The organism is Bradyrhizobium sp. AZCC 2289, from assembly GCF_036924615.1.
Taxonomy (GTDB): Bacteria; Pseudomonadota; Alphaproteobacteria; order Rhizobiales; family Xanthobacteraceae; genus Bradyrhizobium.
Window position 1 is genome coordinate 1,444,174 of sequence record NZ_JAZHRY010000001.1, and the last position, 12,418, is coordinate 1,456,591.

Sequence of the window (12,418 nt, forward strand, 5' to 3'; positions counted from 1 at the left end):
CCAGTGAGCAGCTGGCAATGCGTGATGTTCTCTGAATTCGAAGCGCAGATGAGCAGCGAGGCGCGGCCCTTTCCCTGTGTTTTCGGCGTTGCCGGCCATCGCCAGGACCAGTTGCGCTATTTGTTCCTTGACCCCTATGACGTCGAGGTGCTCGGCGTTCAACTCGCGCAATATGTTTCCGAATCCAGATCATATGGACCCAACACATCGCTGATCGTGTTTACAAGGCCACGCCCGGTGCAGACGCTCGACGCCTATTATCGCAAGATGTGGCTGACGCTCGACCAGCTGGCGCGACTCGACAAGAGCCCGTGGCCCGAGGAGATTCCCGAACAGATCGATCATCCGATGTGGGAGTTCTCGTTCGCAGGGGAGCCGATCTTCGTCGTCTGCACGACGCCCGCACATGTGATGCGGCAAAGCCGCCGATCAAGCGCTTTCATGCTTACCTTCCAGCCACGATGGGTGTTCGAGAAGATTCTTGGAACCGAGAAGGCTGCCAATGCCGCGTTCGCGGAAGTGCGCAAACGGCTAATTCCCTACGACAGCGCGAGTCCCTCGCCGCACCTCGGACGTTACGGCGCGACCGACGGACGCGAGTACCAGCAATACTTCCTGCATGACGACAATCAGGTGGCGGGCGGCTGTCCTTTTGCCAAGCTCGCACAAGCGAAGACGGCTCACATCGAAAACAAGGAGCAAGCGGCATGACCCAGATCATCGAAGGTCACAAGACCGAATTTGCCATCGATCCCGCAATCCTGAACCTGCTCCCGGAGCAGGGCAGTATCGAATTGCAGCACGACGCTGCCGGCAAGGTACACCGCTTCCACACCCATCCCGTGGACGAGATCCTGGTGATCATCAGCGGCAGGCTGAACTTCATGTGGGACGGCGGCCAGCGCATCGTCGGCGCCGGCGACACCATCCTGCTGCCCGCCGGTACGCTTCACCAATCCGAAGCGCTGGAGGGCGGCGCGGTCTATGCGATCGCGACGCGCCCGCCCGCCAATCCAATCAGCAACTGAAACGAGGACGCTTAAGAGGCAAACGATGTTTTCAAGACAATGAGGGATCGCTCGGCGACGGGTCAGTCGCCAAACGTTCGACCAGTTCAATGATTTCGGAACGCTGGTCGGGCGCAAGTTTGAGGAAAGCCTTCAACAGCCGCAGGCTTTCCACGGTTTCGCTCGATGGAGCTCCGAGTTTCTTCTGCAGCTCTGCAACATATGTGGGATTTTTCATCTCGCACCTTAGGTGAGGAACAGGAATGGCATACCCAGGTAAACGTGAGGGCTTGGCCCAGAGAGTCGATACCGCAGCGCAGGAGGCCGAACGTCTCGGCCTGACGACAGCTACCTTGATACTTCGTATGGCTCGCCTCGAGATTGACCGGGCGGAACCCGACGAAGTTGAAAGTATGCCAAGGAACAACCTGCGCAGCAAGCCGAACTGAACGGCCGAAACGGCCCGATTTGGCTCTCTGAACAGCGGTTTGCGGTATCAACGTAACATCCCGGGATGGTCTGAAAGGCCCATACCCGGTGGTGTGCGTCCGCTATCGGGCGGGTGTTCGCAATTGTAGGGAGGTCGGCGCGACCGTTTCCCGCAAGGCGCGGCCCGTTGACAGGCTCGGGGATCACCGGCGAATGGCGCGGAAGCTTCCATCGGAAGGATGGCGACGGATTGCGCTTGCGCTAGTCCACCCAGCCAGCCGCCCGTCAACCGGTATTCCCGCTCTTTCCGAATGCACCCGCCTCGGCCAACGCCGCAATCCGGCGGTCATCGTAACCGAGCGTCTTGCGCAGCACGTCTTTCGTATGCTCGCCGAGTAGCGGCGCTGCAATGGGATCGATAGTGGGCGTCAAGCTCATATTGAGCGGCGTTTCGATGTTGGGAACGGCGCCCGCGGTCGGATGCGGGATCTGGCTGAGGCGATGACGATCGCGCACCTCCGGCGCGTTGAAGCCCTCCTCGACGGTGCGCAGATAGCCAACCGGTATGTTGGCCTTCTTCATCCTCGCCATCCAGTTCTCGAGCTTGTCGCTGGCAAGGACCCCGGCAATGATGGCTCGCAACTTTTCCCTGTTGGCCGTCCGGTTCTTCCGGTGAGCAAATTCGGGATCGGTGACGAGATCGGGCCGTGCCAGCACCTCGGTGACCAGCCGGCGATACAACCGGTCGTTGGCGCAAGCCATGTAGAGGGGTCCGTCGGACGCCTGATAGACGCCGACGGTGGGCGAGCCGTTAGGCGAGTTGCCAAAACGGCCCGGGTTCGCGCCGCTGATCAGATAGGCCATGCCATAGAAGCCGGTCATCGCCACGGCGATGTCGATCAGCGCGACCTCGACGTGCTGGCCGCGGCCGAGCCGGTCGCGAGCCAGTAGCGCAAGCAGGATGGCGTTGCAGGCCGACATTCCCGTCGCCATGTCGACGATCGGCGGGCCGGTCCGCACCGGCTCCCCGTCGGGAAAACCATTCAGCGACATGAAGCCGCTTTCAGCCTGTGTGACCGGATCGAACCCTGGACGCAGGGCGTATGCGCCCTTACGGCCATAGGCCGAGATCGAGCAATACACGAGGCGCGGATTGGTCGGCGCGACCGTCGCATAGTCGAGGCCGAATTTCTTCATCACGCCGCCGGAGAAATTCTCCACCACAACATCGGCTTTCGCAATGAGCTCACGCGCGACCTCCAGCGCCGCCGGGTTGGTGAAGTCCAGCGCAATGCCGCGCTTGTTGCGATTGAGACTGAGATAAGCCGCGCTCTCGCCGCCGATTTCGGCATGTTCGTAGGCGCGTGTGTCGTCGCCACCGTCCGGGTTTTCGATCTTGATGACCTCGGCGCCGAAATCCGCGAGCGTTTGCGTGCATGCAGGACCAGCAACGACGCGGGTAAAATCCACGACCAGCAGACCATCGAGGGCAGTCGGTTCGCCCTTTGCGCGCGGCGTGCGCTCCGGCAATTGCGGTCTGGCAGTCATGTCAGGCGCTTCCCTTGGTTGTTTTGTCAGGCGGAACTGATCGCCCTTGCCGCAAAATGCGGCTTCGGAAGCCTTTTACCGGAACCCTGCAGGTAACGCCAAACCCGGATTTTGCAGGGCCGGAGCTGCCGCTGACATAGCTCTTCCCTCCGGGAGCTGGCGCGGAGGCCTGGCTCTCGGGCACTTCGAAGGTTCAGTCCCACAAGCCCGCCGCCCGATCCTGGTCCTACCCAGAGATCGAGCTGCGGAGATTGATCGGTCAGCCCGTGGCGAACGGTCTTGGCTGCGTTGTTGTTATCGGAAACTGATTTCCCTACTCGGCGATCATTTCACCTGAGCCACCCAACTCCGCGGGAAGTCTTTCAGCTTGGGCAGACCGTCCCGCATCGGGAGCATCGTCTCGGCATAATTGACGTGAACGCCGGGCGTGAAGGCAAGCGTCGGAATTGTCGTGGCGAAGACGTCAACGAGTCCGAGCGTCGGATGATTGGTCATCAGATGCCCACCGCATTTCGTGCAATATTTGCGCTGGCTCATCGCTGTCTTCTCGAACGTCGCGACGTGGTGCGAGCCCAAGGTGACCTGCACCGCCTCCGGCTTCCACAAGGTGAAGGCGTTGACCGGTCCGCCCGACCACGAACGGCAGGAGCCGCAATGGCAGTAACCCATGTCCTCCGGCGCCCCCGACCTGCACTTCGACCGCGCCGCAAAAGCAAGTTCCAGTATGTCTCATGGTATATGTCTCCAACAGACAATTAGGGATTGGTCAGATCGTCCTGCGCCAGGGCAGCAGCATCGATACCTGCTGTCTGTAGCGGCGATATTCGTCGCCGAACATGTCGACGAGATCGCGCTCTTCCAGCAGAATGCCGACGAAGATGTAGGCCGTCGTCACCGCCGCGAACAGCAAGTGCCCGGTGCTCATGGTCGGCGCGGCCCAGAACGCGATGATGAAGCCGAGATAAATCGGGTGCCGCACAAACTTGTAGAAAAGCGGCGTCCGGAAGATCGGCACTGGCGTTTTCCGGCCAACGAGATTATTGGCAACCTGATGTAATCCGAACAGCTCGAAATGATTGATCAGGAAGGTGCTGGTGAACACGATCACCCAGCCGAGGAATGACAATCCAGTGAGCGCCGTGGCAATTGCGGGCTCTTCGACGTGCCAGACGACGGCCGGCAGCGGACGCCACTGCCAGAACAGCAAAAGCAGCGTCAGGCTGGCGAGAAGCACATAAGTGCTGCGCTCTACGGATTTGGGAATAAATCGCGTCCACCATTGTTTAAACTGTTTGCGCGCCATGACGCTGTGCTGAACGGCGAACAACGACATGAGCGCGAGATTGACGGCGATCGCCTCGAGAGCCGGCGATTCTGCGCCAGTATCGATGGTTTTCGGCACGACAAGCCCCTCCGCGAAGCCAATGGCATACAGAATCGTGACCAGAAATGTGATGTAGGACACAGCGCCGAACAGAAATGCAGTGAACCGTAGTATCCGATTTCCCGGCACGGCCGGGCTAATAACTCGGGTTTCGGTCATAAAATTGACTCCGCCAGGGGCAATGGGATCGCAACCTCAATTTGTGCAGAATGCCTGAGACGCGCCGACAAGACTTTGCCCAGTGCTTGATCTCTCCCTGAGACCGACTTGATTGTTTCTTGAGAAATGATGCGATAACGCACGTGAAATTTAACTTTTGAAGATCATGTTCTCGACACCGCCCTTCGCGAGCTGCGCCGTGGCGGCGCGCTTGTTGCGATGCAACCGCAGGTGTTCGACCTGCTGGTTCATCTGTTGAGGCACCGCGACCACGTCGTCAGCAGGGATGATTTGATCGAGTTGGTATGGGGCGGCCGGATCGTGTCGGACTCGACGCTTGACAGCCGCATCAACGCCGCCCGAAACGCGATCGGCGATAACGGCAAGGAACAGAAGCTGATTCGGACCATTCCGCGAAAGGGACTTCGTTTCGTTGGCTCCGTGAACGGCCAACCGGACGGCGATCAGCCGGCTGCCATGTCACCGGAAGACGTCAACGAACGACTGCGTCCGCCGTTGCAATTGCCGGATCGGCCGGCAATCGCCGTGCTGCCGTTTGATAATATGAGCGGCGACCAGGAGCAGGAGTATTTTTCCGACGGAATCAGCGAGGACATCATTACCGCGCTGTCGAAATTGCGCTGGTTCTTCGTGATCTCCCGCAACTCCTCGTTCACCTACAAGGGCAAGGCGGTGCACATGAAACAGGTCGCTGCGGAGCTCGGCGTTCGCTACGTCGTCGAGGGCAGCGTGAGAAGGAGCGGCGACCGCGTGCGCATCACCGCGCAGCTCAACGACACCGCGACCGGCAGCCACATCTGGGCGGAACGTTACGACCGGGACCTCGTCGACGTATTCGCGGTGCAGGATGAGATTGCGGATGCCATCGTCACGGCGATCGAGCCACAGATCTACGTTGCCGAGAATTTTCGCAGCCGGCGTAAACCGCCCAACAGCGTTGACGCGTGGGACCTGGTGATGCGGGCGCTGTCGCATCACTGGCGGGTGACACGGTGCGACAGTACGGCGGCTCAGGTCTTGCTGGAAAAGGCGATCGCGATTGATCCGAACTACGGCCAGGCGCTGGCCCTGTTCGCCACCAACCACATGTTCGGCGTCCATCTCGGCTGGGTGGATATTGCAACGGCGGCGCCTGTCGCCGAGCGTGCCGCACTTGCCGCGATCGCCGCCGACAGCGAGGATTCGTGGGCACATACCGCACTCGGCAGCGTATATTTTTCAACGCGCCGCCTCGACGACTCGCTGGCCGAGTTCGAACTGGCGCTGCAGCTCAACCCAAACTTTTCGCTGGCCCAGGGTTACTACGGCCTGGCGCTGTCGTATTCCGGGCGCTGGCAGGACGCCTATGTGGCGACCCAGCGCGCCATCCGTCTCAGCCCGCGTGACCCCTCTTCCGCGATTTATTATGGCGTCGCCGCCTATTCCCAGTTCGTCGGGAAGAACTATTCCGAGGCGATCGCGCTGGCGCGCGAAGCGACTCGTCAACGCGGCGATCTCACCGGCGCATACCGGGTGCTGACAGTCGCAGCCGGCATGGCCGGTCAGATCGACGTCGCCAAGGCCGCACTCCAGGAGTTACGCCGGACGCAACCCAATATCTCGCTTGCCTGGATCTCGAACCAGTTGCCATGGAAGCTCGACTCCGACCGCGAGCATTATCTGGAAGGCTTTCGCCGCGCCGGGCTGGATTAGGTCCGCGGCTGATCTGCCTCATGGCTGCTTTTCCCAGAACGACAACAGCCCCTGCGAAGCCGAGCCGCCGATCACGCAGGGAATACCGACCGCCACCTGCCCGAGCGCTGCGGCGGAGACGCAGCCGAGCGCAACCGCCCCGACACCGACCTGGCCCCAGAAGTCGAGATTGCGTCTGGAGTCCGAGCCCTTGGTCTTGAGTTCGTCCACCGCAGCAAGCGCATCCTTGCGGAGTGCCGCGATTTGCACAGTGTCTGCCGCCTCCACTACCTCGCCGAGCGGCGCCTTGACCGGCGCCGGTTGTTTGGCAAGTTCGCTGCGGAGAAATTCGCGCAAACCGGCGTCGCGGATCGCGTAGCTTGCCAGCGTGTAGCGCGCCATGGCCCCGATCGTCAGCTTGTCGACGGTGTCGCGGCTCTTGCTCCACGGCAGCATTTGCATGATGCGCTGGATCGGAACATGCGAGCCGGTCGCGAAATAATATCCCCACAACGTATCCAGCAGGTCCTGATTGCCCGCAAACGTCAGCGTCGTGTTCAGCTTCCGGTCTTCCTTGGCGAAGGGATTGCGCGTGAACGCGCCGCGCAGCTTGTCGAGCATGCCGGGCTTTGCTTCTTCCAATGGGATGTCGGTCAAGGTCGGCAGCTTGCCCTCGAGATAGCTGTCGATCATCACTCGTCGCGCCGGCATTCGCGGCGCGACCCTGCGCAGTATATTCCTCCAGTCGGGCAATCCCGAATAGGCGATGGCGCGGACGACGACCCATTCGTCTTCCGGAGGGACCGGAAAGAAACCGGCGATGAGGTGCTCGGCCTTTTCGGGGTTCGAGCCGATAGCGCCGGCGATAAAGCCCAGATAGATACCGGCGTTCTCCGGCTCCTTGAAACTCTGCGAATGAAACAGCACGCGCACGGCTGCGGGGACATGCGCGTAGTCGGGTTTAGCCCGGTAATTGTAGATCCATTGCTGAACCACGCCGAGCGAAGCGCGCGGATCGATATCCGGTGTCTTCTCCGCATAGGCGGGCCGGATCAGCATGAGCGAGGCGGCAACGAGGGCTGCATAACGCATGTGATGCTCCTGGCGAACGTCGGCGCAGCGACGATCACAGCGCGAACGTCTCGGTCTCCTTGATCCCCGGAGCATGAAGCGGCCATTGCGACAATTCTGAGAACGCGCAGGTTAAGTTAAGGCGTTAAAAGTGTGGCGGCCCGTAATGTATCGGCCCGCATCTGACCTCGCGTGTGACATTCTTTCGCCCTGCGCTGGCAATTCGATCGCAACCAGTCAAATGGGAGGCCGGCGGGACGTGAAGATCGAACGCATCACGCAACACTGGCGATCGCGACGCCTTGTCGGCTGGTGGTTGGCTGCCGCGCTCGGACTGTTTCCAGCGACGCCGGTTGCGGCCGAGACCGCGCCGGCTTCGCCCGACTCGATCACCGTCGAAGGCAATCGCCGCGTCGACACTGCGACGGTGCGATCGTATTTTCATGCCGCGCCCGACGGACGGTTTGACGATGTTTCGCGCGACGCGGCACTGAAGGCCCTGATCGCAACAGGCCTGTTCGACAAGGTGTCAATCGACCGCGCCGGCGAACGGCTGGTCGTGCATCTGACCGAGGCGCCCGTGCTCGATCGCGTCGCATTCGAAGGCAACAAGAAAGTTAAGGACACCGAGCTTGCCGCCGCCGTCGAATCCAAGCCGCGTGGCTCACTGCAGCGCGCCGCGGTGCAGGCTGATGTCGGCCGCATCATCGAGGCCTACCGCCATGTCGGACGTGACGACGTCAGCGTGGTGCCGGAGGTCATCGACCGCGGCAACGGCCGCGTCGATCTCGTCTACGCGATTACTGAGGGCGGCAAAACGACGGTGCGGCGGATCAACTTCACGGGCAATCGGGCTTTCGGCAATCGCCAGCTCAACGCCGTGATCAAGACCTCTGCCACCAATATGCTGAGCTTCCTCACCGGCGGCGACGTCTACGACCCCAACCGCATCGCGCAGGACCAGGAACAGTTGCGGCTATATTATCGCGGCAAGGGCTACGCCGACGCCATCGTGCCAACTGTCGGGGCCGAATACGATCCCGCAGCCAGGGGATTTACGCTGACGTTTGTTATCGACGAAGGCCCACTTTATCATTTCGGCGATGTCAGCGTCGTCAGCAATATTCCGGAGCTGGGTTCCGGCAAACTTCAGCGGCTGCCCGTTGCCCGCTCCGGCGCGGTGTTCGACGGCAACGCACTGGACAAGACCACCGAAGTTCTCGCGATCGAAATGGCGAAGCTCGGCTATCCCTTTGCCCAAGCGGTACCTCACATCACGCGGGACGCCGCCGCGCAACGTCTCGATGTCGCGTTCGTGATCGACCAGGGACCACGGACCTATGTCGAGCGTATCGAGATCCACGGCAACAGCCGCACGCGCGACTACGTGATACGGCGTGAATTCGACATTTCTGAAGGCGATCCCTACAACAAGACCCTGATCGATCGGGCCGAGCGGCGCCTGAAGAATCTGAACTATTTCAAAACGGTCAAGATCTCGAACAGACCCGGCTCGGCGCCGGATCGAATCGTGCTCGATGTCGAGACCGTCGAACAATCGACCGGCGATTTCAGCATCGCTGGCGGCTACTCCACCACCGATGGCGCGCTCGTCGAGGTCAAAGCCGGCGACCGCAACTTTTATGGCACCGGGAAAGACGTCCAGGCCTCCGTGACCTATGGTCAGTATGCGCGCGGGATCGACCTGAAGGCGTCGGAACCGTATTTTCTTGGCACCAGGGTTTCGGCCGGAATCGAACTGTTCGGCCGGCAGAGCGACGTGACCAGCTATCAGTCCTATAACAGCACCACCTACGGCGGGGCACTGCAGTTCGGCACGCCTATCACGGAACAACTCGGCGTGCTGTGGCGCTACTCAATCTACAATCAGAATATCACGCTTGGCACGACCACCTCAGGCTTGCCGCCATCACTGGCGATCCAGCAGGCTGCCGCAAGCGGGCCCGCGTGGGTTTCGGCGGTCGGCAGCACCGCGACCTACAGCACGCTCGACAACCCAAAGAGCCCGACCGACGGGATTAAATCGCAGCTCAGCCAGGATCTCGCCGGCCTCGGCGGTGACGTCAAATTCCTGCGGACCACCGAGGACGTACGCTATTACCATTCGCTTAACAGCGATCTGGTCGGCATGGTCCGCGCGCAAGGCGGCTACGTCACCGGCTGGGGCGGCCAACAGGTGCCGCTGATGAACAGCTTCTTCGGCGGCCCGACCATGGTGCGTGGATTTGCGACCAACGGTTTTGGCCCGCGCGATCTCACGCCCGGTACCACCATGGATAATGTCGGCGGCAACATGTACTGGGCAACGACCGCCGAGCTGCAGAGTTCGATTCCCGGCGTGCCCGACGAATATGGCCTCAAGGCATCGGCCTTCGTCGATGCCGGCAGCGTCTTCGGCTATGGCGGCCCGACCAGTTTTGGGAGCTCCTCGCTTCAGGTCGCCAACAAGAATGTCGTACGCTCGTCGGTCGGTGCCGGCCTGACCTGGGCCTCGCCGTTCGGCGCGTTCACGGTCGACTACGCGGTGCCGATCACAAAGGCAGCTTATGACGTGGTGCAGCCGTTCCGCTTCAGCGCCGGAGGTTTTTGACGGCGATGGGATTGGCGGTCGCGAATCCATAGATCAGCGCCAGCCGGTCGAGGCATTCCTTGAGACGTCGCGCGAAATAGTCGTGCCACCGCTTGGTGCACAATCCCCGACGCTGCCCGACCTGCTCCATGGTCATGCCGTGGATCAGAACGTCGTGCACCAGCGCCGAACCGTCGGCGCCAAGCTCGCGCTCGGCGCGGTTCAGCCGCAGCACCGCCTTGCGCTGGCCTTCGGTAATCGGCTCGCGCGCCTGCCCGCCATCGACATAATCTCTGGTCGGATCGACCGCGCGCGGGCCGCGCTCGGCCTTCTCCCAATCGTCTTGAAAGGCCCGCCCGCCCTGGTATTGCGCCTCGTCGATCTGACGGTGCGAATGCAGGCGGCCCAACGGATCGTTACGGATGGAGCGCAACACGACGATCTTCTCGCCCGGCTCCAGCGCCAGCGGGTTGTCGACCTCGACGGTCGCGACTTCGGCGTTGCGGGGCAGATCGCGCGAGCGGCGGTCGTGCGCCCGTGCCGGGTCATGTGGCTTCTTTCGTTTGGCTCGTGGCATGTCTCATGGCCTCCTTTGTGAATCTGGGCGCGATGGATCGTCCTTCAGGCCGCTTCGATGACCTTCAGCGCGGCCGTGCTCGCGGGGCGTTCCAGGGCTGCATGGGGGTTGCGGCTCAGGTGAAAATGCGGCGTGCAATGGCTGGAGCCTGGCCGCCTTGGGTGGCCGCAGAAGGTAATGGCTTCGCCCTCGGCATCACCACCGTACGGGTATCGGCAATCACGGCGCTCCAATTCGACCAGCGATAAATGGCGCGGCTCGATCTCGACGCAACGCAGATTAAGCGGCTCTCCCTCTTCGAATACCGGAAGCGACCAGTGGAACTTGGACAGCCTGGGTTCAGCGGGGCGAAGTTCGCCAAGCCTGCTCAGCCGTGGCTTCGCCGGAGGTAACGATTCGGGCCGGGCAGGCCCGGCGAGCCCCATCCGCTTGGCGCGGCCGAGCGTGGCATTACGTGAATATTTGGTTTTGAATTTCGAGTTGATCGCTTTGGCGATTTCCGAAAAGGTCATGCCTCGGGCAAAAAGTTCCCGCAGCGCGTCCGAGTGCTCGGGCGCCCAGTTTGTCGCTTCCATCATTCCTGCCTGCTTTCCTGGCGTCGCCCGACGCCTCCGCAATTTCGGATATTCCGAAACAAAAGTCAAGCTTGATTTCGGATAATCGGAATTGCTATCATTCCCGGCATCCGTGAAAGGAAAGGCCATGCTGGACGTCAGATTGATCGAGCGGGGACTGGAGAAGCCGGGCAAGACCAAAGGCGGTCTGGCGACGGCGATGGGCGTTCGCCCGGGTGCGGTTTCGGAAATCCTGTCCGGGATACGACTGATCAAGGCATCCGAGATCGCACCCATCATGGAGTACCTCGAACTGAATTCGGTGCCGATCATGGGCCGCGTCGGCGCCGGCGCGTCGATCGAGCCGGAACATGAACAGGTGCCGCCGGAAGGCCTGGGCGAGGTTGAACTGCCCTTCCCGATTGCCGAAGAGATCATCGCCTTCGAGGTGGCGGGCGATTCCATGCTGCCAAAATACGAAAATGGCGATGTTATCGTGGTCTATCGCGAGCAGCGTCATCCATTGTCGAGCTTCTACGGCGAAGAAGCCGCGGTACGCCTGAAAACCGGGGAGCGTTACCTGAAGACGATCGAGCGCGGAAAGTCGTCGACGCTGGTCAACCTCACGAGCTTCAATGCCAAGCCAATCAGCGGGGTAAAGCTGGAGTGGATCGGCGAGATTTGCGTCACCCTGCCCAGGGGCCAGATCGAGCGCTTGCGGACCAAGGCGACGGCGCGAACGCGCAAGGCGGCCAAGGCGCAGGGCGGGCGCGCACCTGAGAAATAAGGATCCTTTTTCCGCGATAGTTACGGGGGCCTGATTCGACCGGCCGCCCCGAAGTACTATCGGCCGCTCCAGGACAATTTCTGTTTTTCCGAATTTTTGACTTGACCTATTTCTGATTTTCAGAAATATTGCCGTCATTCGATTCCAACGCCCGGGATGTGCTTCGGCTCGCAAACATGCAGTATTTCGTCGTGATGATCGACTACGGCCGGCGCGGCCGCGAAGCCATTGTCGATCCCGAAATCACCCGGCGCGAGGTCGTCTCGCGCATTGTGTCCGGCGAATACAAGAACATCAGTTTCATCCACGAAGTCGCCGATTCCTCGGTCGAGGATGTCACCGCCGATATTCTGGCCGAGGCCGCAGTTCCCGAGATCGGCGCAACGGGCGCAGATCTGCAGGCCGGCCATTTCGATCACGCCCGCGACCTGCGCAAACATGAGCCGGCAGACGGGCCAATGTTCTCGCAGGCGATCACGTCCTGATTTCGAAAACGTGATCGCCGGCAGTTTCAATCCGCCAGCGCGCCAATTAGATATTCTTCACGCAAAGTCTACTCGGATCGCGCGTATCGTCACGCTAGAATGGCGATTCGTTGCTCCGGGCTTGTGAAGTTTCAC

The 12,418-nt window shown here is 61.1% G+C and carries 12 protein-coding genes and 1 pseudogene; 6 read left to right on the forward strand and 7 right to left on the reverse strand.

The window, feature by feature from the left end; genetic code table 11:
* Nucleotides 1–24 precede the first annotated feature (24 nt).
* Together V1289_RS07180 and V1289_RS07185 are read left to right on the forward strand one after the other, a co-directional pair.
* On the forward strand, nt 25–711 hold the full coding sequence (locus V1289_RS07180) for a YqcI/YcgG family protein (RefSeq protein ID WP_334396281.1): 687 nt from the start codon (nt 25–27) through the stop codon (nt 709–711).
* A complete protein-coding gene (locus V1289_RS07185; RefSeq protein WP_309178596.1) occupies nt 708–1,028 on the forward strand; it encodes a cupin domain-containing protein in 321 nt (106 codons plus the stop codon). Before V1289_RS07180 ends, V1289_RS07185 begins: the two co-directional genes overlap by 4 nt.
* Before the next feature lie 31 nt (nt 1,029–1,059).
* On the opposite strand, the gene V1289_RS07190 is transcribed toward V1289_RS07185, so the two are convergent.
* The 4 genes and pseudogenes from V1289_RS07190 to mddA all read right to left on the reverse strand — a co-directional run bounded on the left by V1289_RS07190 (nt 1,060) and on the right by mddA (nt 4,527).
* The gene (locus tag V1289_RS07190) at nt 1,060–1,245 is read right to left on the reverse strand and encodes a hypothetical protein (RefSeq protein WP_074274285.1); all 186 of its coding nucleotides are present in this window, start codon (nt 1,243–1,245) and stop codon (nt 1,060–1,062) included.
* A 476-nt stretch (nt 1,246–1,721) separates the two neighbouring features.
* Nucleotides 1,722–2,984, reverse strand: coding sequence for a CaiB/BaiF CoA transferase family protein (locus V1289_RS07195; protein ID WP_334396282.1), 1,263 nt, complete (start codon nt 2,982–2,984; stop codon nt 1,722–1,724).
* A gap of 313 nt (nt 2,985–3,297) precedes the next feature.
* Nucleotides 3,298–3,717: pseudogene (locus V1289_RS07200) on the reverse strand (GFA family protein).
* A gap of 33 nt (nt 3,718–3,750) precedes the next feature.
* Entirely contained in the window at nt 3,751–4,527 is a 777-nt protein-coding gene (gene mddA / locus V1289_RS07205; RefSeq protein WP_334396283.1) for a methanethiol S-methyltransferase, read from the reverse strand.
* Between the two features lie 219 nt (nt 4,528–4,746).
* On the opposite strand from mddA, the gene V1289_RS07210 reads away from it, so the two are divergent.
* Nucleotides 4,747–6,240: a winged helix-turn-helix domain-containing tetratricopeptide repeat protein gene (locus V1289_RS07210; protein ID WP_334396284.1), complete on the forward strand. Its 1,494-nt coding sequence runs from the start codon at nt 4,747–4,749 to the stop codon at nt 6,238–6,240.
* A gap of 18 nt (nt 6,241–6,258) precedes the next feature.
* On the opposite strand, the gene V1289_RS07215 is transcribed toward V1289_RS07210, so the two are convergent.
* Nucleotides 6,259–7,311: a hypothetical protein gene (locus tag V1289_RS07215; RefSeq protein ID WP_442895967.1), complete on the reverse strand. Its 1,053-nt coding sequence runs from the start codon at nt 7,309–7,311 to the stop codon at nt 6,259–6,261.
* 238 nt (nt 7,312–7,549) lie between these two features.
* Between V1289_RS07215 and bamA the strand changes: the two genes are divergently transcribed.
* The gene (bamA, locus tag V1289_RS07220) at nt 7,550–9,901 is read left to right on the forward strand and encodes an outer membrane protein assembly factor BamA (protein WP_334396285.1); all 2,352 of its coding nucleotides are present in this window, start codon (nt 7,550–7,552) and stop codon (nt 9,899–9,901) included.
* On the opposite strand, the gene V1289_RS07225 is transcribed toward bamA, so the two are convergent.
* Nucleotides 9,882–10,457 (reverse strand): DUF6456 domain-containing protein, encoded by a 576-nt coding sequence (locus V1289_RS07225; protein WP_334396286.1) that lies wholly within the window; start codon nt 10,455–10,457, stop codon nt 9,882–9,884. The genes bamA and V1289_RS07225 overlap by 20 nt on opposite strands.
* Before the next feature lie 44 nt (nt 10,458–10,501).
* Nucleotides 10,502–11,161, reverse strand: a complete 660-nt coding sequence (locus tag V1289_RS07230) for a GcrA family cell cycle regulator (RefSeq protein WP_334396287.1) — start codon at nt 11,159–11,161, stop codon at nt 10,502–10,504.
* Between V1289_RS07230 and V1289_RS07235 the strand changes: the two genes are divergently transcribed.
* Entirely contained in the window at nt 11,160–11,798 is a 639-nt protein-coding gene (locus tag V1289_RS07235; protein WP_309178606.1) for a S24 family peptidase, read from the forward strand. The two genes, V1289_RS07230 and V1289_RS07235, sit on opposite strands and share 2 nt — an antisense overlap.
* Before the next feature lie 176 nt (nt 11,799–11,974).
* Nucleotides 11,975–12,283, forward strand: a complete 309-nt coding sequence (locus V1289_RS07240) for a hypothetical protein (protein WP_334396288.1) — start codon at nt 11,975–11,977, stop codon at nt 12,281–12,283.
* Nucleotides 12,284–12,418: the final 135 nt, after the last annotated feature.